16 protein-coding genes are annotated in these 22,296 nt (G+C 72.8%); 3 read left to right on the top strand and 13 right to left on the bottom strand.

What is annotated here, in order from left to right:
* Positions 1-6: 6 nt before the first annotated feature.
* Positions 7-597, bottom strand: a complete 591-nt coding sequence (locus tag ACF1AL_RS30155; protein ID WP_391698203.1) for a TetR/AcrR family transcriptional regulator — start codon at positions 595-597, stop codon at positions 7-9.
* Between the two features lie 84 nt (positions 598-681).
* On the opposite strand from ACF1AL_RS30155, the gene ACF1AL_RS30150 reads away from it, so the two are divergent.
* The gene (locus ACF1AL_RS30150) at positions 682-2,211 is read left to right on the top strand and encodes an MFS transporter (RefSeq protein WP_391828196.1); all 1,530 of its coding nucleotides are present in this window, start codon (positions 682-684) and stop codon (positions 2,209-2,211) included.
* Between the two features lie 69 nt (positions 2,212-2,280).
* On the opposite strand, the gene serA is transcribed toward ACF1AL_RS30150, so the two are convergent.
* The 6 genes from serA to ACF1AL_RS30120 form a co-directional block, all read right to left on the bottom strand.
* Positions 2,281-3,870, bottom strand: coding sequence for a phosphoglycerate dehydrogenase (gene serA / locus ACF1AL_RS30145; protein ID WP_366839471.1), 1,590 nt, complete (start codon positions 3,868-3,870; stop codon positions 2,281-2,283).
* A gap of 263 nt (positions 3,871-4,133) precedes the next feature.
* Positions 4,134-5,132 (bottom strand): ketol-acid reductoisomerase, encoded by a 999-nt coding sequence (ilvC, locus tag ACF1AL_RS30140; protein ID WP_363220291.1) that lies wholly within the window; start codon positions 5,130-5,132, stop codon positions 4,134-4,136.
* A gap of 118 nt (positions 5,133-5,250) precedes the next feature.
* Positions 5,251-5,775 (bottom strand): acetolactate synthase small subunit, encoded by a 525-nt coding sequence (gene ilvN / locus ACF1AL_RS30135; RefSeq protein WP_366839469.1) that lies wholly within the window; start codon positions 5,773-5,775, stop codon positions 5,251-5,253.
* A 24-nt stretch (positions 5,776-5,799) separates the two neighbouring features.
* Positions 5,800-7,656: an acetolactate synthase large subunit gene (locus ACF1AL_RS30130; protein WP_366839468.1), complete on the bottom strand. Its 1,857-nt coding sequence runs from the start codon at positions 7,654-7,656 to the stop codon at positions 5,800-5,802.
* A gap of 213 nt (positions 7,657-7,869) precedes the next feature.
* Positions 7,870-10,956, bottom strand: coding sequence for a putative bifunctional diguanylate cyclase/phosphodiesterase (locus tag ACF1AL_RS30125; protein ID WP_391698197.1), 3,087 nt, complete (start codon positions 10,954-10,956; stop codon positions 7,870-7,872).
* A 506-nt stretch (positions 10,957-11,462) separates the two neighbouring features.
* On the bottom strand, positions 11,463-12,416 hold the full coding sequence (locus ACF1AL_RS30120) for a 2-hydroxyacid dehydrogenase (protein WP_391828194.1): 954 nt from the start codon (positions 12,414-12,416) through the stop codon (positions 11,463-11,465).
* A gap of 76 nt (positions 12,417-12,492) precedes the next feature.
* On the opposite strand from ACF1AL_RS30120, the gene ACF1AL_RS30115 reads away from it, so the two are divergent.
* Both ACF1AL_RS30115 and ACF1AL_RS30110 read left to right on the top strand, forming a co-directional pair.
* Positions 12,493-13,491 carry an aldo/keto reductase gene (locus ACF1AL_RS30115; protein ID WP_391819660.1) on the top strand — a complete coding sequence of 333 codons (999 nt, stop codon included), beginning with the start codon at positions 12,493-12,495 and terminating at the stop codon, positions 13,489-13,491.
* A 168-nt stretch (positions 13,492-13,659) separates the two neighbouring features.
* The gene (locus tag ACF1AL_RS30110) at positions 13,660-14,808 is read left to right on the top strand and encodes a PQQ-dependent sugar dehydrogenase (protein WP_391819658.1); all 1,149 of its coding nucleotides are present in this window, start codon (positions 13,660-13,662) and stop codon (positions 14,806-14,808) included.
* Between the two features lie 15 nt (positions 14,809-14,823).
* On the opposite strand, the gene ACF1AL_RS30105 is transcribed toward ACF1AL_RS30110, so the two are convergent.
* From ACF1AL_RS30105 to ACF1AL_RS30080, 6 genes are all read right to left on the bottom strand, one after another.
* Entirely contained in the window at positions 14,824-15,090 is a 267-nt protein-coding gene (locus ACF1AL_RS30105) for a DUF6191 domain-containing protein (protein ID WP_391819656.1), read from the bottom strand.
* Between the two features lie 37 nt (positions 15,091-15,127).
* The gene (locus tag ACF1AL_RS30100; protein WP_391819654.1) at positions 15,128-18,169 is read right to left on the bottom strand and encodes an AAA family ATPase; all 3,042 of its coding nucleotides are present in this window, start codon (positions 18,167-18,169) and stop codon (positions 15,128-15,130) included.
* Positions 18,170-18,414: 245 nt separating this feature from the next.
* Positions 18,415-18,600, bottom strand: a complete 186-nt coding sequence (locus ACF1AL_RS30095) for a hypothetical protein (protein ID WP_391698182.1) — start codon at positions 18,598-18,600, stop codon at positions 18,415-18,417.
* A 184-nt stretch (positions 18,601-18,784) separates the two neighbouring features.
* Positions 18,785-19,387: a hypothetical protein gene (locus ACF1AL_RS30090; protein ID WP_391819652.1), complete on the bottom strand. Its 603-nt coding sequence runs from the start codon at positions 19,385-19,387 to the stop codon at positions 18,785-18,787.
* 45 nt (positions 19,388-19,432) lie between these two features.
* The gene (locus ACF1AL_RS30085) at positions 19,433-20,008 is read right to left on the bottom strand and encodes a GNAT family N-acetyltransferase (protein ID WP_384212942.1); all 576 of its coding nucleotides are present in this window, start codon (positions 20,006-20,008) and stop codon (positions 19,433-19,435) included.
* Entirely contained in the window at positions 19,986-22,229 is a 2,244-nt protein-coding gene (locus tag ACF1AL_RS30080; protein WP_391698173.1) for an MMPL family transporter, read from the bottom strand. The genes ACF1AL_RS30085 and ACF1AL_RS30080 overlap by 23 nt, the downstream gene beginning before the upstream one ends.
* Positions 22,230-22,296 lie beyond the last annotated feature (67 nt).

The raw sequence follows: 22,296 nt of genomic DNA, 5'->3' as shown, positions 1-22,296 counted from the left end.
GTCGCCTTAGTTTCCACTGGCCGCGTCGAGCACCCGGCGCAGCCCCTCGGTGAGCTGGTCGGCCGTCGTGGCCGAGTCCGGGTCGAAGAGCCACTGGACCATCAGGCCGTTGAGCAGCGTCTGGTAGAGACGGCCCTCGGTGTCGACGCTCTCCTCGTCCAGCTCCCCCTCGGGGACGCCGTTGAACATCGTCAGGATGCCCTTGCGGCCCTCCACCTGCGCCTCGGCCAGGAGCTTGCGCACCTCGGGGAGCCGGTCGCCCTGGAAGAGCAGTTCGAAGCTGAGCAGCCAGATCGCCCGGGACTGCGGCACGGACCGGATGATGCCGTCCCACACCTGCCGGAACCGCTGCAGTGAGCCGGCCGGGGCGGCCGCCTCCGTCTCGGCGCCCCAGCCCGGCTCGAAGGTGTCGCCGACGCTCTCGATCAGTTCGACGTACGCCTGGACGAGCAGGGCGTCCTTCGAGCCGTAGTGATAGCCGATCGAGGCCAGGTTCGTCCCCGACTCCTTGACGATGTCGCGCGCGGTCGTGCGCAGGAAGCCCTTGGCGAGCAGGCAGCGCTTGGCGCCTTCGAGCAGATCCTCACGGTGTCCCATGCCCGTCAGCCTACCGCCGATCCATACAGGCGTCCTATACGACCGTTCTAGACAGCCGTATAGGACATGCGTATAGTCGCCGCCATGACGAACCCGACGAGCACCACCCCGCTCCCGGCCGCACGGGCCGGACGCCGTGAATGGACCGCCCTCGGTGTGCTGATGCTTCCGCTGCTGCTGGTCTCGATGGACGTCTCGGTGCTGTACTTCGCGATCCCCGCGATCAGCGCCGACCTGGAGCCGAGCGGCACCCAGCAGCTGTGGATCTTCGACATCTACGCGTTCGTGCTGGCCGGCCTGCTGATGACGATGGGCTCGCTGGGCGACCGCATCGGCCGCCGCCGGCTGCTGCTGTTCGGCGCGGCCGCCTTCGGCGCCGCCTCCCTGGTCGCCGCCTACGCGGACAGCGCCGGGACCCTGATCGCGGCCCGCGCGGTCCTCGGCGTCGGCGGTGCCACCCTGATGCCGTCCACCATGGCGATCGTCCGCACGATGTTCACCGACCCCGGCCAGCGGACGAAGGCGATCGGGATGTGGTCCGGCGTGATGACGGCCGGCATCGCGCTCGGCTCGGTGCTCAGCGGTGTGCTGGTGCAGTTCTTCTGGTGGGGCTCGGTCTTCCTGGTCAACCTGCCCGCGATGGCCCTGCTGCTGGTGCTCGGCCCGGTCCTGCTGCCCGAGTCGAGGAACCCCGAGCCCGGCCGCTTCGACTGGGTGAGTGTCCCGCTGTCCATGGCCGCGGTGCTGCCGGTGATCTACGGCCTGAAGGAGATCCCGTCCGAGGGCTGGCACGCCGGTTACGTCGTCTCGATCACCGTCGGCCTGCTCTTCGCCGCCCTCTTCGTCCACCGTCAGCGCACGGCCGCCTCACCCATGATCCCGCCGGCGCTGTTCCGCGGCCGGGGCTTCGCGCCGGCCGTCGTGCTCAACCTGGTCTCGTCGCTCGGGATGATGGGGTCGGCCTTCTTCACCACCCAGTACCTGCAGTCCGTGCTCGGCAAGAGCGCGATGGAGGCGGCCCTGTGGGCACTGCTGCCCTCGGTGCCGATCGGCATGGTGGCCCCCCTGGCGGCGGCGCTGGTGCACAAGGGTGTCGAGCGGGCGTACGTCGTCACGGCGGGCTTCCTGATCGGCGCCGCCGGATACGCGATGCTCGCCCTCGCCGGGACCGACTCGCTGTGGCTCGTCCTGGCCGCGTGCGGGGTGCTGGCGTCCGGGATCGTCATGGTGATCTCCCAGATGACCGATCTCGCTCTCGGGACGGCCCCCGTCGAGCGGGCGGGATCCGCGTCCTCCCTGCTGGAGACCGGCGCGGAGTTCGGCGGCGCGCTGGGGATGGCGGTGCTCGGCTCGATCGGCACGGCGATCTACCGGCACGACATGCCGGCCTCGGCGCCGGACGCGGCCCGCGAGACCCTGGGCGGCGCGCTCGCGGTCGCCGGGAAGGTGCCGGGACTGGCGACGGTGGCCCGGGAGGCGTTCACCAGCGGGATGCAGGGCGCGGCGATCGCGGGCGCGGCGCTGCTGGCGGGGGCCGCGGTGGCGGCGGCCGTCACGCTGCGGGGCGTACGGGTGCGGGAGGCGGAGCAGGCGGAGGTAGGGATCGCCGCCTGAGGACGCGAACGCGCGAACGCCGGGTGGGGCTGAGGGAAACCTCAGCCCCACCCGGCGTTCTGCGAGGTATCAGACCAGGTTGACCGAACGGGCCGACGTGGCGCCGATCTCCGCGGTGACCTCGGCCAGCACCCCGGCGGGCACCGTGTCGTCGACGGTGAGGACGGCCAGTGCCTCGCCGCCGACCGCCGCACGGGCGACCTGCATGCCGGCGATGTTGATGCCGGCCTCGCCGAGGATGCGGCCGACGGTGCCGACGACACCGGGACGGTCCTCGTACTTCAGCACCAGCATGTGCTCCGCGAGCGCCAGGTCGACGTCGTAGTCGCCGACCGCGACGATCTTCTGGACGTGCTTGGGGCCGGCCAGCGTGCCGGAGACCGACACCTCCTCGCCGGTGCCGAGCGTGCCGCGCACGGTGACGACGTTGCGGTGGTCGGCCGACTCCGAGCTGGTGGTCAGGCGGACCTCGACGCCGCGCTCCTGCGCGAACAGCGGGGCGTTGACGTAGGAGACCGTCTCGTCGACGACGTCCTCGAAGACACCCTTGAGGGCGGACAGCTCCAGCACCTTCACGTCGTGCTGGGTGATCTCGCCGTACACCTCGACGTCGAGACGGACCGCGACCTCGCCCGCGAGCGCGGTGAAGATGCGGCCGAGGCGCTCGGCGAGCGGCAGACCCGGCTTGACGTCCTCGGCGATGACACCGCCCTGGACGTTCACCGCGTCCGGCACCAGCTCGCCGGCGAGCGCGAGGCGCACCGACTTGGCGACGGCGATACCGGCCTTCTCCTGCGCCTCGTCCGTGGACGCGCCGAGGTGCGGGGTGCACACGACCTGGTCGAACTCGAACAGCGGGGAGTCCGTGCAGGGCTCCTTGGCGTACACGTCGAGACCGGCACCGGCGACCCGGCCCTCCTTGAGGGCGGAGTACAGGGCCTGCTCGTCGACGATGCCACCGCGCGCGGCGTTGATGATCCGCACGTTCGGCTTGACCTTGCGCAGGGCCTCCTCGCCGATCAGGCCGAGCGTCTCGGGGGTCTTCGGCAGGTGGACGGTGATGAAGTCGGAGACCTCCAGCAGCTCGTCCAGGGAGAGGACCTTCACGCCCATCTGCGCGGCGCGGGCCGGCTGGACGTAGGGGTCGTAGGCGACGACCTTCATGCCGAAGGCGGACATGCGCTGGGCGACCAGGGCGCCGATGCGGCCGAGGCCGACGACGCCGAGGGTCTTTTCTGCCAGCTCCACACCCGTGTACTTGCTGCGCTTCCACTCGCCGTTCTTCAGCGCGGCGTTGGCCTGCGGGATGTTGCGGGCGGTGGCGACGATCAGGCCGCAGGCCAGCTCGGCGGCGGTCACGATGTTGGAGGTGGGGGCGTTGACGACCATCACGCCGGCCTTGGTGGCGGCGGAGACGTCGACGTTGTCCAGGCCGACGCCGGCGCGGGCGACGACCTTGAGCTTGTTCGCGGCGGCGATGGCCTCGGCGTCGACCTTGGTGGCCGAGCGGATCAGGATCGCGTCCACGTCGGCGATGGCCGGCAGCAGCTCGGCGCGGTCCGCGCCGTTGCAGTGCCGGATCTCGAAGTCGGGGCCGAGCGCGTCGACGGTGGCGGGCGACAGCTCTTCAGCGATGAGTACGACAGGTTTCGAGCTCACGTGAGTCCTCACATGTGCGATGCGGACGGCCGTCCCGACGGCCGCAGGCGGTGGAGGGAGGGGCTACCGCGGAAGACGCACGACGCTGTGGGCCTGACGCGTGTTGTGCAGCAGTCTAGTGGCGTGGCGGAGGCCGCATTGCGCCTCTGCGGAAGGATCACCCGTCCGTGGCTGGACGGGGTGGACAACGCCGCAGCTCCGACGTTACCCGAGGTTCGCCGAAGGGGCCGAAGCAGTCTCGCTCCGGCCCCTCGGGACGAGGCTTACGCCTCCTCGTTCACCCAGCTCATCAGCTTGCGCAGCTGCTTGCCGGTGGTCTCCAGCAGGTGCTCGGAGTCCTGCTGCTTGTACTCGTTGTACTTCTTCAGGCCGCCGTGGTACTCGTCCATCCAGTTGGTGGCGAAGGTGCCGTCCTGGATCTCGGCGAGGACCTTCTTCATCTCGGCCTTGGTGGCGTCGGTGATGATCCGCGGGCCGGTGACGTAGTCGCCCCACTCGGCGGTCTCGGAGATCGACCAGCGCATCTTCTCCAGGCCGCCCTCGTACATGAGGTCCACGATCAGCTTCAGCTCGTGCAGGCACTCGAAGTAGGCGATCTCGGGCTGGTAGCCGGCCTCGGTCAGGGTCTCGAAGCCCGCCTTGACCAGCGCCGCCGTACCACCGCAGAGGACGGCCTGCTCACCGAACAGGTCGGTCTCGGTCTCCTCGGTGAAGGTGGTCTTGATGACGCCGGCGCGGGTGCCGCCGATGCCCTTGGCGTACGACAGGGCGAGCGCGAAGGCGTTGCCGGAGGCGTCCTGCTCGACGGCGGCGATGCACGGAACGCCGCGGCCCTCCTCGTACTGGCGGCGGACCAGGTGGCCCGGGCCCTTCGGGGCGACCATGCAGACGTCCACGCCGGCCGGGGGCTTGATGAAGCCGAAGCGGATGTTGAAGCCGTGGCCGAAGAACAGCGCGTCGCCGTCCTTCAGGTTCGGGGCGATGGACTCCTCGTAGACCTGGGCCTGGATCGGGTCCGGGACCAGGATCATGATGACGTCGGCCTCGGCGGCGGCCTCGGCCGGGGTCACCACGCGCAGGCCCTGCTCCTCGGCCTTGGCCTTGGACTTGGAGCCCTCGTGCAGACCGACACGCACGTCGACACCCGAGTCGCGCAGCGACAGCGCGTGGGCGTGGCCCTGGCTGCCGTAACCGATGACCGCGACCTTGCGGCCCTGGATGATGGACAGGTCGGCGTCGGCGTCGTAGAACAGCTCGGCCACTTTGGGTTCTCTCCTTGTGTACGGGTGTTGCGTCCCACCGTATGACGGCGGGGGGAAGGGAAGTTCGGGGGTCTCGGTATACGGGCGGCCGGTGTCACCCGGCCGCCCGAATCCGCCGTTATGCCGACCGGTCCAGAGCGCGCAGCGACCGGTCCGTGATCGAACGGGCGCCGCGGCCGATCGCGATGGTGCCGGACTGCACCAGCTCCTTGATGCCGTACGGCTCCAGCATCTTGAGCATCGCGGACAGCTTGTCGCTGGAGCCGGTGGCCTCGATGGTGACGGCCTCCGGGGAGACGTCGACGGTCTTGGCGCGGAACAGCTGGACGATCTCGACGATCTGGGAGCGGGTCTCGTTGTCGGCGCGCACCTTCACCAGGACGAGTTCGCGCTGCACGGCCTGCGAGGGCTCCAGCTCGACGATCTTGAGTACGTTGACCAGCTTGTTGAGCTGCTTGGTCACCTGCTCCAGGGGCAGGTCCTCGACGCCGACCACGATGGTGATGCGGGAGATGTCGGGGTGCTCGGTGACGCCGACCGCGAGGGAGTCGATGTTGAAGCCGCGCCGGGAGAACAGGGCGGCGATCCGGGCGAGGATGCCCGGCGTGTTCTCCACCAGGACGGAGAGCGTGTGCTTGGACATGATTCGTGAAGCTCTCTTCCTCGGTCAGTCGTCTTCGTTGTCGCCGAAGTCCGGGCGGACGTCCCGGGCGGCCATGATCTCGTCGTTGGAGGTGCCGGCGGCGACCATCGGCCAGACCATGGCGTCCTGGTGGACGATGAAGTCGATGACGACGGGGCGGTCGTTGACGGAGTTCGCCTCCTCGATGACCTTGTCGAGGTCGGCGGGGTCCTCGCAGCGGATCGCGTAGCAGCCCATGGCCTCCGACAGCTTGACGAAGTCGGGGACCCGGGTGCCCTGGGCGGGCGCCTTGCCGTCGTGCTCCGGGCCGGAGTGCAGGACGGTGTTGGAGTAGCGCTGGTTGTAGAACAGCGTCTGCCACTGGCGGACCATGCCGAGGGCGCCGTTGTTGATGACGGCGACCTTGATCGGGATGCCGTTCAGGGCGCAGGTGGTCAGCTCCTGGTTGGTCATCTGGAAGCAGCCGTCGCCGTCGATCGCCCACACCGTCTTGTCCGGGGCGCCGGCCTTGGCGCCCATGGCGGCCGGGACGGCGTAGCCCATGGTCCCGGCGCCGCCGGAGTTCAGCCAGGTCGCGGGCTTCTCGTAGTCGATGAAGTGCGCGGCCCACATCTGGTGCTGGCCGACGCCCGCGGCGAAGATCGTGCCCTCCGGGGCGAGCTTGCCGATGCGCTCGATGACCTGCTGCGGGGACAGCGAGCCGTCCTCCGGCTGGTCGTAGCCGAGCGGGTAGGTGTCGCGCCAGCGGCTGAGGTCCTTCCACCAGGCGCTGTAGTCACCCTTGTGGCCCTCGCTGTGCTCCTTCTGCACGGCCTGGATCAGGTCGGCGATGACCTCGCGGGCGTCACCGACGATCGGCACGTCGGCGGCGCGGTTCTTGCCGATCTCGGCCGGGTCGATGTCGGCGTGGACGATCTTCGCGTAGGGCGCGAAGCTGTCCAGCTTGCCGGTGACGCGGTCGTCGAAGCGGGCACCGAGGGCGACGATCAGGTCGGCCTTCTGCAGCGCGGTGACGGCGGTGACCGCACCGTGCATGCCCGGCATTCCCACGTGCAGCGGGTGGCTGTCGGGGAACGCGCCGAGCGCCATCAGGGTGGTGGTGACGGGCGCTCCGGTCAGTTCGGCGAGGACCTTCAGTTCGGCGGTGGCCTGGGCCTTCAGCACGCCGCCGCCGACGTAGAGGACGGGACGCTTGGCGGAGGTGATCAGCTTCGCGGCCTCGCGGATCTGCTTGGCGTGCGGCTTGGTCACCGGGCGGTAGCCGGGCAGGTCCATCACCGGCGGCCAGGAGAAGGTGGTCTTCGCCTGGAGGGCGTCCTTGGAGATGTCGACCAGGACGGGGCCCGGGCGGCCGGTGGAGGCGATGTGGAACGCCTGCGCGATGACCCGCGGGATGTCCTCGGCCTTGGTGACGAGGAAGTTGTGCTTGGTGATCGGCATGGTGATGCCGACGATGTCCGCCTCCTGGAAGGCGTCCGTGCCGATCGAGGTGGAGGCGACCTGGCCGGTGATCGCGACCATCGGCACCGAGTCCATGTGCGCGTCGGCGATCGGGGTGACCAGGTTGGTGGCGCCGGGACCCGAGGTGGCCATGCAGACGCCGACCTTGCCGGTGGCCTGCGCGTAGCCGGTGGCCGCGTGGCCCGCGCCCTGCTCGTGGCGGACCAGGACGTGGCGCACCCGGGTGGAGTCCATCAGCGGGTCGTAGGCGGGGAGGATCGCTCCGCCCGGAATGCCGAATACCGTGTCCGCCCCGACCTCCTCGAGGGAGCGGATGAGGGACTGCGCACCCGTGACGTGCTCGACGGGGGCCTGCTGTCCTCCGGAACGGGGCCGCGGCTGCGGATGATGGGCCCCGGTGGCCTGCTCGGTCATCGGCATTCTCTTCTCGATGCTGAGGGTTTTTGCGAAGTTTGGGCGATGTGCGTTTGCTGCCTGTGCAACAAAAAACCCCTCGTGCCGTAAGGCAAGCGAGGGGAGCGCGCCGGGTGGGGGTCGCTGAGCGATCGGGGCTCAGCGTCAGCCGACGCGCTGTCCAAGTACGAGAATTCGGGTGCGCATGGCACTGACCCTCCCCCCGGCACGCACCCGGTGTCAAGTGGGTGGGACGGGAGTCTCATTATGTGAGCGCAGTGCCGTCCCGCCTCCCAGAACGGCCGGAACACCCGTACGGCCACCGCCCGCGAACGCCGGTTCGGCCGGCCCGTGCGGCACCGGGCAGTGGCCGGAACCGAGCGCTCTGCGCAGCCGGTACTCGTCCAGCGGGCCGGCGAACGCCATGCCCTGGCCGTGGGTGCAGCCCATCGCGCGCAGCGCGACGACCTGTTCGGGCAGGTCCACCCCCTCGGCCACGGACTGCAGCCCGAGGTCGGCGGCGATCCGCAGCAGCCCGCCGGTGATCTTGTGCAGGCGCGCGGACTCCACGACGCCCTCGACCAGGCCGCGGTCCAGCTTGAGCACGTCGACGGGCAGTCTGCGCAGCGCCGTGAGCGAGGCGTAGCCGCTGCCGAAGCCGTCCAGCGCGATGCGCACGCCGAGCCGCTTCAGGGCCGTCAGCCGCCGCTCCAGCTCCTCCAGCGGGATGCGCGGGTCGAGGTCGGCCAGCTCCACCACCAGCGCTCCGGACGGCAGCCCGTGGCGGGTCAGCAGCGCCTCGATCGAGCCGAGCGGCAGCGACCGGTCCAGCAGCCGCCGCGCCGAGACGCGTACGGCGACGGGGACGGCTCTGCCGGTCCCGGTGCGCTCGGCGGCCTGCTCGACGGCCTCCTGGAGCATCCAGCGGCCCAGCTCGGCCGTCTTGTCGCTGTCCTCGGCGACCCGCAGGAACTCGGCCGGCGTGAACAGCACGCCCTGCGAGGAGCGCCAGCGCGCCTGCGCGGACACCGCCGTGATCCGGCCGTCCTCCAGCCGCACCACGGGCTGGTGCAGCAGGCAGAACTCGCCGTCGTGGAGCGCGGCGCGCAGCCGGCCGGCCAGCTCGGTCCTGCGCACCACGTCCTGCTGCATCTGCGGCCGGTACAGCTCGACGCGGCCCTTGCCCGCCGCCTTGGCCCGGTACATCGCCAGGTCGGCGTTGCGCAGCAGTTCACCGGCGCCGAGGCCCGGTTCGGCGAAGGCGACGCCGATGGACGCGGCGACCCGCACGTCGTTGCCGTCGATCTCGTACGGCAGGGACAGCGTCACCCTGAGGCGGTCGGCGAGCTCCAGGATGTGCCGCTCCCGTGCCGTGCGGTCGCGGGTGCCGTCCCCGGCGATCAGGGCGGCGAACTCGTCACCGCCGAGCCGGGCCGCGGTGTCCCCGCGCCGGACCGCGTCCTGGAGTCTTCGGGCGGCCTGCACGAGCAGTTCGTCCCCGGCCTGGTGGCCGATGGTGTCGTTGACCGCCTTGAAGCCGTCCAGGTCGATGAAGAGCACGGCGGTGTTGCGCAGGGCGGGGCCGCGGTCGCCGGAGCGGCGGCCGGACAGCGCCTGCTGCACCCGCCGGGTGAACAGCGCCCGGTTGGGCAGGTCGGTGAGCGGGTCGTGCTCGGCGTTGTGCTGGAGCTGCGCCTGCAGGCGCACTCTTTCGGTCACGTCCCGGCTGTTGAAGATCAGCCCGCCGTGGTGGCGGTTGACGGTCGACTCGACGTTGAGCCAGCCGCCGTCGCCGGAGCTGAACCGGCACTCGATGCGGGTGGTGGGTTCGACGTGCGGACTGGTGGCGAGGAAGCGGCGGATCTCGTGCATCACGCAGCCCAGGTCCTCGGGGTGGATCAGGCTCGCCAGCTCGGTCCCCACCAGCTCCTCGGCGGGGCGCCCGTAGACCCCGGCGGCGGCCGGGGAGACGTACCGGAGGATGCCGTTGGGCGCGGCGATCATGATGACGTCGCTGGAGCCCTGCACCAGGGAGCGGAAGTGGTTCTCCTTCTGCGCCAGTTCCTGGGTGAGGGTGATGTTGTCGCGCAGCATGATGCCCTGGCGGGCCACCAGCGCGAGGACGACGGTGCCGCCGGTCAGCAGCACCACCCGGGAGACGCTGTGGCCGTTGAGGACGTTGTAGAGGATCCCGAGGGTGCAGACCGCCGCGGCCAGGTAGGGCGTGAGGGCGGCGAGGGAGCCGGTGATGGGCCGGGTGGCCGGGTACCGGGCGTGCTCGCCGGCCGGTCCCGGCGGGGGCACGGGCGGCACGGACACGGGCGGGGCGGGCAGGGAGGGGACGGCGCCGGGCAGGGCGGGCGCGTGGCCCGCCGGTCCGGGCGCGGTCTCCTCGGGCGCGGGGTGGTGGCCGCCGCGCCGGCTGCCGGGCAGGTGTTCGTGCACCACGCGCGTGTGCCCGTGCGCGGCCTTCGCGCGGGGGCTGCGGGACGCGGCCCAGGGGGCGTAGGCGAGCAGCAGCGAGCCGGCGAACCAGCCCGCGTCGAGCAGTTGCCCCGAGTGGTAGTTGTTGTGCAGCAGCGGCGAGGTGAACAGCGCGTCGCACATCACCGTCAGGGCGAGCGCGCCGATCGCGGTGTTGACGGCGGTGCGGTTGACGGCCGAGCGCCGGAAGTGCAGCACCAGCACGATGCTGACCAGGGCGATGTCCAGCAGCGGGTACGCCAGCGACAGGGCGGCGTGGGTCACGCTGGGTCCGTCGAACTTGGCCGCCTGGGCGAGCGCGAGGCTCCAGGCGAGGGTGAGCAGGGAGCCGGCGATCAGCCAGGCGTCCAGCGCCAGGCACACCCAACCCGCCTTCGTCACCGGCCGTTTGGCGAGGACGAGCAGGCCGACGATGGCGGGCGGGGCGAAGCACAGGAAGAACAGGTCGGCGATGGAGGGGCTCGGCACGGGCTGGTCGAGGACGACCTCGTACCACCCCCAGACGCCGTTGCCGAGGGCGGCCATCGCCGAGGAGAAGGCGAACAGCAGCCAGGCCGGGCGGAAGCGGACCCGGCGCACGCGCGCGTACACGAAGCAGGACACCGACGCCGTGCCCGCGGCGGCGGCCAGCCCGAAGTCGCCCATGACCAGCGCGACTTCCTGGGATCCCCAGTCGAGCGCGGAACCGACGGCGTAGGCCGCGCAGACCAGGGCGACGAGCAGCTGGTGGACGAGGTTGCGGCCGCCGTCACCGGCCGGTGCGGGGCGCGGCGGCGCGGGCGCCGGGTGCGGGGTCCGCAGCGCGCCGTCCAGGGTGGTGACGGGGGGCGGGGGCGAGCTCACCGCGGCCTCCCGGTTCGTGCGGCTCCCGGGTCCCGGGGGTCCCGATGCGCCGGATGGGGGTTCTTCCGGCGGGCGCCCGGCCGGCGGGCGTGCGGAGTGTGGTGGCGGCCGCGCGCGGCCGGGTGGCCGCCGTGACCCGCCGGGCCCTGGCCCGCGCGGCCGGTCCGGCCCGTGCGGCCGGCCGGACTCGCGTGGTGACAGCCGTGGTGGCCGCGTGTGCGCGCGGCCGTGCGCCAGGGTCGCCGTCGGCGGCCCGACAGCGGATCATCGGTCCCCAGTCCGTGCATCGCCCGTCGCCCCCCTCACATGTCTCACAAGTACTGAGATGTCCATCCCCGGCGCCGAACGGCGCGCGGCGCAGCCCCAGTCGGGACGATACACCAGGACCGTCACTCAGGGACATAGTTCCTCTACGCTCCGTGACGACCAGCGGGAACGCGGGTACGGGCCGCGTTCGGGGGACTGCGGAGGGTGCCCGAAGCGGACCGTGCGGTTACCGGGCCGGGTCACGCGCCGCCGTCCGCCCCCGTCGTAAGGATCACGTTGCGCAGCGGCTCCTGGTTCACGAACCGGGTCAACTGGTCCACCAGCAGCCGCTTGGCACGCGGCAGGAACGCGGACGTGGGACCGCCGACGTGCGGGCTGATGAGGACCCCGGGCGCCTGCCAGAGCGGGTGTTCGCGGGGCAGTGGCTCGGGGTCGGTGACGTCCAGGGCGGCGGTGAGGCGGCCGCTCTCCAGTTCGGCGAGCAGCGCCTTGGTGTCCACGACGGGGCCGCGCGCGACGTTGACGAGCAGGGCGCCGTCCTTCATACGGGCCAGGAAGTCGCCGTCGGCGAGATGGCGGGTGGCGTCGGTGAGCGGGGTGGACAGCACGACGACGTCCGCCTCGGGCAGCAGCGCGGGCAGGTCGGTGAGCGGGTGCACGGGGCCGCGCTCCGTGGTGCGGGCGGAGCGCGCGACGCGCACCACCCGCGCGAGCTCGAACGGCGTGAGCCGGTCCTCGATCGCGGCGCCGATGGAGCCGTAGCCGACGATGAGGACGGTCTTGTCGGCGAGGGCGGGACGGAAGCCGCCGAGCCACTCGCCGCGCTCCTGCGCCCGCACGAAGTCGGGGATGCCGCGCAGGGAGGCCAGGATGAGGGCGAGGGTCAGTTCGGCGGTGCTGGCCTCGTGGACGCCGCGGGCGTTGCACAGCCGCACGCCGGGGCGCAGGTACCGCAGGCCCGGCTGCACGTGGTCGATGCCGGCGGAGAGGGTCTGCACGACCTGGACGCCACGCATCTCGGGCAGCGGGCGCACGCCGACCCCGCTGGGCTTCATGTACGGCACGACGTAGAAGACGCAGTCGGCCGGGTCGGCGGGGAAGTCCGGCTCGCCGTTCCAGAAGCGGTACGACGGGCCCTCGGGGAGGCCTTCGATCTCGTCGGCCGGAAGGGGCAGCCACACGTCAGCAGTCATGGGTGGAGGCTATGTCAGGTCCTTCGGGGCGCAGAGGTTAGGTTGGGGGCGCCAGGAGAGGGAGGGTCACGAGCACGTGGAGCGCAGGACGATCGGCGCGGGGGCGCTCTCGGTGGGGGCCGTCGGACTCGGGTGCATGCCGATGAGCTGGGCCTACAGCGCCTCCCGGCAACGGGGCGAGGAGTCGCTCAGGGCGGTCAACCGGGCGCTCGACCTGGGCTCGACGCTGCTGGACACGGCCGACATGTACGGGCCGTTCACCAACGAGCTGCTGCTGGGGCGGGTGCTGAAGGAGCGGCGGGCGGACGCGTTCGTGTCCACGAAGGTCGGGCTGCTGGTGGGCGACCAGCACATCGTGGCCAACGGGCGGCCGGGGTATGTGAAGCGGGCCTGCGACGCGTCGTTGCGCCGGCTGCAGACGGACGTGATCGACCTCTACCAGCTGCACCGCGCCGACCCGGAGGTGCCCGTCGAGGAGACCTGGGGCGCGATGGCGGAGCTCGTGCGGGCCGGGAAGGTGCGGGCGCTGGGGCTGTGCGCGGTGGGCGTGCGCGGGGGCCGGCGCTCCGGGGGCGGCCTGTACGAAGGAACGTTGCGGCAGTTGCGGCGGGTGCAGCAGGTGTTCCCGGTGACCGCGGTGCAGGCCGAGCTGTCGGTGTGGTCGCCGGAGGCGGTGCGGTCGCTGCTGCCGTGGTGCGCGGAGCGGGGCATCGGCTTCCTGGCGGCGATGCCCCTGGGGAACGGTTTCCTCACCGGCACGCTGACGCCGGGCGAGGGGTTCGAACCGGACGACATGCGCGCCCGGCACCCGCGGTTCACGGCGGAGATGATGGCGGCGAACCAGCCGATCGTCGCGGGCCTGCGGCGGGTGGCGCGGCGCCACGGGGAGTCCGTGACACCGGCGCAGGTGGCGCTCGCGTGGGTGCTCGCCCAGGGACGGCACGTGGTGCCCGTACCGGGGGCCAAGCGGGAGTGCTGGGTCACCGAGAACGCGGCGGCCGCGGCGCTGCGGCTGACGCCGCAGGACATGGCGGAGCTGGCGGCGCTGCCGGCGGCCCGGGGCTCCTGGGACTGACGGGCGGGGCCGGGGGCCCGGGGTTCCTGGGACTGACGGGCGCGGCCGGCGGCCCGGGGCTCCTGGGACTGACGGGCGCGGCCGGGGGCCCGGGATGGGGCATCGCGTACGTGCCGTGCCGTCGGGCGGTGTATCAAGGGGAGGGTACTCGTCGAGGGGAGCGGGATCGTGTCGCGTCGAGCCGTACCGGCCGTGGTGGTCGCCGCCGTGCTGCTGGCCGGCTGTTCCTCCGGAGGGGCCGGTTCGGGTGGCGCGACCGCCTCGCCGGGCGGCACGGCCCCGCGGACGCCCGCCACCGCGCCGGGTGAGTCCGCGCCGCCGGCCCAGGGCAGCGTGAAGGTGCTGCGCACCGTGGCGACCGGCCTGAACTCCCCGTGGGGGCTCGCCCCGCTGCCGGACGGCGCGCTGCTGGTCGCCTCGCGGGACGAGGGCACGATCACGCGCGTGGACGAGAAGACCGGCGCCAAGACCCTGCTGGGCGAGGTGTCCGGGGTGTCCGCGGAGGGCGAGGGCGGCCTGCTCGGGATCGCCCTGTCCCCGGACTACGCCGCCGACCACATGATCTACGCCTACTTCACCTCGGCCTCCGACAACCGCATCGCCCGCCTGCTCTACGACCCGAGGAAGCCGCAGGGCGAGCAGCTCGGCGCGCCCGACACCGTCTTCAAGGGCATACCCAAGGGTGTGATCCACAACGGCGGGCGGATCGCGTTCGGCCCGGACCGGATGCTGTACGCCGGGACCGGCGAGAGCGGGGAGCGGGGGCTCGCCCAGGACAAGAAGTCCCTCGGCGGCAAGATCCTGCGGATCACGCCGGAGGGCGAACCCGCGCCGGGCAACCCCTTCCCGGACTCCCCCGTGTACTCCTACGGGCACCGCAATGTGCAGGGGCTCGCCTGGGACGGCAGGCAGCGGCTGTTCGCCTCCGAGTTCGGCCAGGACACCTGGGACGAGCTCAACGCGATCGAACCGGGCGGCAACTACGGCTGGCCGGACGCCGAGGGCCGCTCCGACGACCCGGCGTTCCAGAACCCCGTCGCCCAGTGGCACACGGACGACGCCTCCCCGAGCGGCATCGCCTACGCGGGCGGCTCGGTGTGGATGGCCGCGCTGAAGGGCGAGCGGCTGTGGCGGATCCCGCTGCGGGGCACGCAGGCCTCGGCCGCCCCGCAGGCGTTCCTGGTGGGGGCGTACGGCCGGCTGCGCACGGTGGTCTCCGCGGGCGGCGACCGTCTCTGGGTCACCACCAGCAACACCGACGGGCGCGGCGAGCCGAAGAAGGGGGACGACCGGATCCTGGAGCTGCAGGTCGGCTGACGCCCGCGGGGCGCGTCAGCCGTCCGGGGCCTTTCCGTCCGGGGCCTCGCCGTCCGGCCCGTCCTCGTCCGCCGCGTCCTGGTCCACCCTGTCCTCGTCCGCCGCGTCCTCGTCCGTTTCCGCACGGGGTGGGCGTACGACGACCTTGCCGGACGCCAGGTCTATCGGGCCGCGCCCCGGGTCGCCGTCGCCGACGTCCTCACGGGTCAGTTCCAGCCGCTTCTGTTCGTCGCGGGTGTGTTTGCGACCGGGCGCGAACACTTCCTCGAAGACGTTGAACACCGCCCCTCCCCCCTGCCGGGTCCGTCCAGCCTACGTCTCACCGGGCCGTACGGACAGGGAGGGCCTCCGGGAACAGGCCCAGGCGGTGTGCGACGGCCGCCGCCTCGCCCCGGCCGGAGACGCCCAGCTTTGCCAGAATGTTCGACACGTGGACGCTGGCCGTCTTGGGCGAGATGAACAGCTCCTCGGCTATCTGGCGGTTGGTGCGGCCGGCCGAGACCAGGCGCAGCACGTCACGTTCCCGGGTGGTCAGGCCGAGTGCCTCGGCCGGGTCCGCGGGGGCGGGCGCGGCCTGCGCGGGCCCGGTCAGGGGCAGCCGGGCGCGGCGGGCGAGCTGCGCGACGGAGTCGGCCAGCGGGCGCGCGCCCAGGTGCTCGGCGACGGCGTGGGAGAGGCGGAGCAGTTCGGTGGCGCCGGCGCGCTCGTCGTCGCCGCCCTCGGTGACCAGGGCCTCGGCGAGGCGGTGGCGGACGCGGGCGAGGTCGTAGGGGCGTTCCAGGGCCTCGAAGGCGGTGACGACCGGCGACCAGGTGGCGGGGGTGGCCCGGCCTTCGGCGCGCAGGAGTTCGGCGCGGACCCACTGTTCGTGGGCGTGCCAGATCGGGGCGGCGGTGGTGAGCTTCTTGACGGTCGCCAGGACGCGGTCGAGGGCCTGCTCGCGGCCGTCCCGCGCGGCGGGCAGGGCGAGCGCGTCGGCCTCGGCGGTCGCGGCGGCCAGCAGCAGCGGCCAGGCGTAGCGGTGGGTGCCGGGCGGGGTGCCGGCGTCCAGGGCCCGGGCGAGGGCGGCGCGGGCGTCGGCCAGGCGGCCCTGCGCGGCGGCGACCCCGACGGCGATACGGGCCACCGGCAGCCACTGCTGGGGCATCGGGTCGTGGGAGCCGAAGTGGCCGTGCGCGGCCTGCAGCCGGCGTTCGGCCTCGGTCACCTCGCCGCGGGCGAGGGCGAGATGGGCCAGGCAGAGCGCGGCCGCGCCCTGCGGCTTGGCGCTCTGCCCGCGGCGCAGGGCGTTCTCGGCGGCCTGGGCGGCGCCGTCCCACTCCCCCAGCGAGTACAGCGAGTCGGAGAGGTTGCCCCACACCCACGACTCGGAGTCCAGCAGACCGTAGGTGCGGGCGTAGGCGGCGCCGTCACGCAGCAGGGCGGCGGCCTCACGGGAGCGGCCGACCGACTCCAGCTCGGAGGGCAGGTTGACGTAGGCGCGGCCGGCCACGCTGGGCACGCCCTCCCGGACCGCCTGCTCCAGGACCCGGCGCATCTCGGCGAGGCCGTCGTCGACGGCGCCGGAGTCGACCATGAGTCCGCCGAGGGTCAGCCGGGCGTTGAGTTCCACGGACCGGGCGCCGACCATGCGCGCGTACTGCACCGCGCGCTCGGCGGCGGCGAGGGCTTCCGCGCCGGGCTTGTGCAGCATCGACCAGCCCGCGGCGACGGTGAGCACCTCGGCGTGCACGGTGGACGGCGGCAGACCGCGCACCAGCTCCTGGGCGGTGGCGAGTTCGTCCCAGCCGTCACCGCGGGCGAGGGCCTGCACCAGCCGGGAGCGCTGGCTCCAGAACCAGGCGGCGCGCAGCGGGTCGGGGTCGTCCTCCAGCAGGCGCAGCGCCCGCTTGGTGATCTTCAGGGCGCGTTCGCGTTCCATGGCGAGGCGCCCGGCGACGGCCGCCTCGGCCATCAGGTCGAGGTAGCGCAGGGGCGTGGCCTCGGGGTCGCAGCCGCACGCGGGGTAGGCCTCGGCGTGGTCGAGGGGCCGCAGCCGTGCGCGGACGTCCTCCGGTACGGCGTCCCACAGCTCCATCGCGCGTTCCAGCAGCCCCAGTTGCTCGCTGTAGGCGTGGCGGCGGCGCGCGGTGACGGAGGCGTCCAGGACGGCGGGCAGGGCCTTGGCGGGGTCGTGGGCGTGGTACCAGTAGCTGGCCAGGCGCATGGCGCGCTGGTCGGCGGGGACGAGGGTGGGGTCGGTTTCCAGCGCCTCGGCGTAGCGGCGGTTGAGGCGGGAGCGCTCGCCGGGGAGCAGGTCGTCGCTGACGGCCTCGCGGACCAGGGAGTGGCGGAAGCGGTAGCCGTCGCCGGCGGGTGTGGGGATGAGGATGCTGGCGTTGACGGCGGCCCGCAGCGCTTCGATGAGGTCGTCCTCGGTGAGCGAGGCGACGGCGGCGATCAGCCGGTACTCGACGGTGGAGCCGCCCTCGGCGACCACCCGCACCACGCGCTGGGCGCTCTCGGGCAGGGCCTCGACCCGTACCAGGAGCAGGTCGCGCAGGGTGTCGGTGAGGCCGGTGCAGCAGCCGGCGTCGGCGGCGACGGCGAGTTCCTCGACGAAGAAGGCGTTGCCGTCGGAGCGTTCGAAGATGTCGTCGACCTGGGCGGGGTCGGGTTCGGTGGCGATGATGCCGGCGATCTGGCGGCAGACCTCGTCGCGGGTGAAGCGGGCGAGGTCGAGGCGGCGCACGGTGCGCAGCCGGTCCAGTTCGGCGAGCAGGGGGCGCAGCGGGTGGCGGCGGTGGATGTCGTCGGAGCGGTAGGTGCCGAGGACGACGAGCCGGCCGGAGCGCAGGGTGCGCAGCAGGTAGGCGAGGAGGTGGCGGGTGGAGGCGTCGGCCCAGTGCAGGTCCTCCAGGGCGACGACGACGGTGCGGTCGGCGGCGACCTCCTGCAGGACGCGGGCGGTGAGTTCGAAGAGGCGGGCCATGCCCTCCTCGTCGTGCCGGCCGGGGCCGGCCTCGCCCAGTTCCGGCAGCAGCCGGGCCAGTTCCTCCTCCTGGCCGGCGGCCGCGGCGGCGAACGCGTCGGGCAACTCCCGGCGCAGGGCGCGCAGCGCGGCGGAGAACGGGGCGAACGGCAGCCCGTCGGCGCCGATCTCCACGCAGCCGCCGACCGCGATGACGGCGCCCGTGTGGCAGGCCGCCATGGCGAACTCCTCCACCAGGCGGGTCTTGCCGACGCCGGCCTCCCCGGCGATCAGCAGCGCCTGCGGCTCCCCCGCGGCGGCACGGGCGAGCGCGTCGCGCAACGCCTCCAACTCGTCGGCGCGACCGACGAACACCGGACTGACGGACCTGGTCTCCACGGCTGAGAGCATCGCATGCCCCTCGGACGGCCCGGCAGCGGTTTTCCTGCGGGCAGAGCCGGGGGCGGCCGCCGGGGAGACGGACGTCAGGGCCGTCGAGTCGTGCCCGGCCGACCGCGACGGTGTCTCGGGGTCCCCCGGAACGACGGACACCGGCCCCCTGGGGAGGCCGGTGGCGGTGAAGTCCGGGTGCGGGTGTGCCGTCGGGTGCGGGCGGTCGACCCCCGTGCGGCCGCCCGCACCCGGCGTGGCGGTGGTCACGCGGCCCGGGTGGACCAGCGGCGGCGGAGGCGGCCGGTATGGCCTTCCGCCTCGGCGGTGCGTGCGGCGGCTTCCCGGCGGGCGGCGCGGCGGGCGAGGGCGGCCTCGCGGGCCAGGCGCTCCTGGTCGGCCCGGCGGATCAGTTCGGCTGCGCGGGCCCGCTGGATGTCGTACTCGTACATGGTGTCCCCCTGCGAGACGAAAGTGGTGGCTTCGCTTGCTGCGATGCCTCAACTTTCGTCTCCCAGGGGGGTCCGCCACATCGGGAGACTTCCGCATCTTGAGCGCCGCGGGGGGCCTTAGACGCGGGTGGGGGGTCCTCAGGTCCGCCGTAAGGCAGGGCGCGGGACCTAAGACCTGCGCCGGTCAGCCGGTCGCGGGCAGGCCCAGCAGGACGTCCGTGTACTTCAGGACCGCCAGCAGCAGGCCGATCACGCCCAGGGAGACGCCCGCCCAGGCGACGGACCTGATCCACGGTGCCTGGGCGCGGCCGGGCTCCCCGAACGCGGGCCGGACGAGCACGACCACGCCCACGACGAGGGCGGACAGCGCGAACAGGCCGGCCCACAGCGCGTTGGCGTGCCAGGCGTCGCCGTAGCCCTCCTTGATCATCTTGGCCACGCCGGAGGACGACGAGGTCTGCAGCTGCCCGATGAGCGACTCGCGCGCGGAGGCCACGGTGCCCATCCAGCTGCCGGTCAGCGAGACGACGCCGAGCGCCGCGGCGACCACGGCTCCGGCGCCCTGGCCGACCCCGGACGGCCCGCTGTCCTGCGCGGGGGCCTCTTCGGGAGCCGCTTCGGGGGCCTCTTCGGGGGTTTCTTCCGTCGTCTGCGCGGGGGCCTCCTCGGCGGCCCGCTCCTGGTCACGCCCGGCGGCCGCCTCCGCGACCTGCTCGGTGTCCTCCTCCGTTCGCGTCGTCTCGTCGGCCGTCGTGACGGCGGCCGCGTCCACACTCTTGGTAGCCATGCTCCGCACCGTACGGACGGAGTCTGAGAGGTCCCTTAACGACGATCAGCCGGCGCCGTGCCCGTCACGCGCGCGTGCCGCACGCCACTCGGGGGCGAGCACCGACCAGATCTCCAGGTCGTGCCGGACACCGTGGTGGAGGTAGGCCGAGCGCCGTACCCCGTCGCGGGTCATGCCGAGGCGCCGGGCGACGTTGATGCTGGGCACGTTGCCCGCGGAGGCGACCCATTCGACGCGGTGGATGCCGCGCTCCTCGACGGCCCAGTCGATGAGCACGCGCATGGCCCGGGTGATCAGCCCGCGCCCGGTCGCCGCCGGCTCCAGCCAGCAGCCGACCTCGCAGGTGCCGTTGTCGGCGTCGAAGTTCAGCGTGAGCACGCCTCCGACGAGCTTGCCGTCCAGCCACAGCCCGTGCAGCGAGGCGGTGCCGGCGGCGCGCATGTCCGCGTACCGCTGGAGGGTCTCCCGGGCCGTGGCGGCGTCGACGGCCTTCGACCCGAAGGGGACGTACTGGTTGATGAACTCCCGGCCGCGCTCCAGGTGCGCGAGGAACTCCTCGGCGTGCCAGGGCTCCAGCGGGCGCATCAGGACGCCGTCGTCACCCAGGGATATCGCGTACATCCTGCTGCTGCTCCTTCGCCAGCACGTCCGCCACCTCGGCGTCCGTCGCTGCGGCCAGCCTCTCATGGGCGGCGCGGCACTCGGGCGGCTCGATGCTGATGCGGGGCAGCACCCGGTCCAGCCGGCGCGGCAGCCACCAGTTGGCGGCGCCGAGCAGGTGCATCAGGGCCGGGACGAGGAGGGTGCGCAGGACGAAGGCGTCCAGGGCGACGGCGGAGGCCAGCGCTATGCCGAACATCGCGATGACCCGGTCGCCGCTGAGCACGAAGGCGAGGAAGACGGAGATCATGATGACCGCCGCGGAGTTGATCACGCGGCTGGTCTCGGCGAGCCCTATGCGCACGGCGCGCCGGTTGTCGCCGGTCTCCAGCCACTCCTCGTACATCCGGCTGACCAGGAAGACCTGGTAGTCCATGGAGAGCCCGAAGAGGACCGACACCATGATCACGGGCAGGAAGGGTTCGATGGGGCCCGCGCGGCCGAGTCCCAGCAGGTCGCTGCCCCAGCCCCACTGGAAGACCGCGACGACGACGCCGAACGCGGCGGCGACGGCGGCGATGTTCATCACCGCGGCCTTCAGCGGGATGCCGACGGAGCGGAAGGCGAGCAGCAACAGCAGGCAGCCCAGTCCGATGACGACGCCGACGAACAGCGGCAGCTTGCCGACGATGACGCCGGCGAAGTCGTCGTAGGAGGCGGTGACCCCGCCGACGTACACGTCGAGGGAGGTGCCGGACTCGGCGCGGGGCAGCACGTCGGTGCGCAGCCGCTCGACCAGGTCGCTGGTCGCCTTCGACTGCGGCGCGGAGTCGGGGACGACGGTGAGGTAGGCGGTGGAGCCGCCGGGCCCGTAGGTCACCGGGGTCACGGAGGCGACGCCCCGGGTGCCGCGCAGAGTGGCGTCGAGGTTGTCCAGGGCGAGCCGGTCCTGGGCGCCGTCTACGCGCGTCACCAGCGTGAGGGGGCCGTTGACGCCGGGCCCGAAGCCGTCGGCGATGAGGTCGTAGGCCTTGCGGGTGGTGGAGGTGCGCGGGTCGTTGCCCTGGTCGGAGGTGCCCAGGTGCAGGGAGAGCGTGGGCAGCGCGAGCAGGGCGATCACGGCGACGGCGATGCCGCCGAGGGCCTTGGGGTGGCGCTCGACGAACGCCGACCAGCGGGCCGCGAACCCGGTCGGCAGCTCGGGCTGCGGTCCGTGCTCGGCGAGCCGGCGCCGCTCGCGGCGGCTGAGGGCGCGCATGCCGATGAACGACAGCAGGGCGGGCAGCAGGGTCACGGAGGCGGCGACGGTGAGCACCACGGTCAGCGAGGCGGCCACGGCGACGCCGTTGAGGAAGCTCAGGCGCAGTATCAGCATCCCGAGCAGGGCGATGCACACCGTCGCACCCGCGAACACCACGGCCCGTCCGGTGGTGGCGACGGCGCCGGTGGCCGCCTCCGTCACGCTCAGCCCGCGTTTCAGGCCGCGCCGGTGGCGGGTGACGATGAACAGCGCGTAGTCGATGCCGACGCCGAGGCCGATCAGCATCCCCAGCATGGGCGCGAAGTCGGCGACGGTCATGGCGTGCCCGAGCAGTTCGATGCCGGCGTACGCGGTGCCGACGCCGACCAGGGCGGTGGCGATGGGCAGCAGTGAGGCGGCGAGCGAGCCGAAGGCGAGGAAGAGCACCACGGCGGCGACGACCACGCCGACGACCTCGGCGAGGTGCCCGCCGGAGGTCTTGGTCAGCCCCATGGCGCTGCCGCCGAGTTCGACCTGGAGCCCGTCGCCCTCGGCGGCCTTGGCGGTGTGCACCACGGCCTGCGCCTCGGCGGCGGTGATGCGCTCGACGGGCCGGTCGAAGGTGAGGGTGGCGTAGGCGGTGTGGCCGTCGGCGCTGATCCTGCCCGCGCCCGGCCCGTTGTAGGGGCCGCTGACGGAGGCCACGCCGGGCAGGTCGTCGATCCTGTCGAGCGTGCGGGTCATGGTCTGCTCGACGTCGGCGGCGCGGACGGTGCCCGAGGTGGTGTGCCAGACGATGGTGTCGCTGTCGCCGCCCATCCCGGGGAAGCCGTCCTGGAGCAGTTCGGCGGCGTGTCCGGAGGCGGTGCCGGGGACGTCGTAGTCGTTGGAGTAGGCGGAGCCGGCCACGGCGGCGGCCGCGGTGACCCCGCCGAACGCGAGGAGCCACAGCAGAACGGCGACCAGGCGCCGTCGGACACACCAGCGTGCAAGGGCTGCCACGAACCTGCTCCCAGAGTGACTGAATTGTGGATCTTTGACCGGGAACAATCGCTCATTAACCGAACAG

Origin of the sequence: Streptomyces sp. NPDC014801 (assembly GCF_043082085.1) — a bacterium.
GTDB lineage: Bacteria > Actinomycetota > Actinomycetes > Streptomycetales > Streptomycetaceae > Streptomyces.
Note: the sequence above shows the minus strand (reverse complement) of the source record. Positions and strands in the feature narration are given on the sequence as shown.

What these genes read in the sequence shown, in the direction of transcription:
- ACF1AL_RS30085 (WP_384212942.1), bottom strand. Translation starts at nt 20,008, where the DNA reads ATGTACGCGATATCCCTGGGTGACGACGGCGTCCTGATGCGCCCGCTG.
- ACF1AL_RS30090 (WP_391819652.1), bottom strand. Translation starts at nt 19,387, where the DNA reads ATGGCTACCAAGAGTGTGGACGCGGCCGCCGTCACGACGGCCGACGAG.
- ACF1AL_RS30120 (WP_391828194.1), bottom strand. Translation starts at nt 12,416, where the DNA reads ATGACTGCTGACGTGTGGCTGCCCCTTCCGGCCGACGAGATCGAAGGC.
- ACF1AL_RS30100 (WP_391819654.1), bottom strand. Translation starts at nt 18,169, where the DNA reads ATGCTCTCAGCCGTGGAGACCAGGTCCGTCAGTCCGGTGTTCGTCGGT.
- ACF1AL_RS30150 (WP_391828196.1), top strand. Translation starts at nt 682, where the DNA reads ATGACGAACCCGACGAGCACCACCCCGCTCCCGGCCGCACGGGCCGGA.
- ilvN (WP_366839469.1), bottom strand. Translation starts at nt 5,775, where the DNA reads ATGTCCAAGCACACGCTCTCCGTCCTGGTGGAGAACACGCCGGGCATC.
- ACF1AL_RS30095 (WP_391698182.1), bottom strand. Translation starts at nt 18,600, where the DNA reads ATGTACGAGTACGACATCCAGCGGGCCCGCGCAGCCGAACTGATCCGC.
- ACF1AL_RS30155 (WP_391698203.1), bottom strand. Translation starts at nt 597, where the DNA reads ATGGGACACCGTGAGGATCTGCTCGAAGGCGCCAAGCGCTGCCTGCTC.
- ACF1AL_RS30130 (WP_366839468.1), bottom strand. Translation starts at nt 7,656, where the DNA reads ATGCCGATGACCGAGCAGGCCACCGGGGCCCATCATCCGCAGCCGCGG.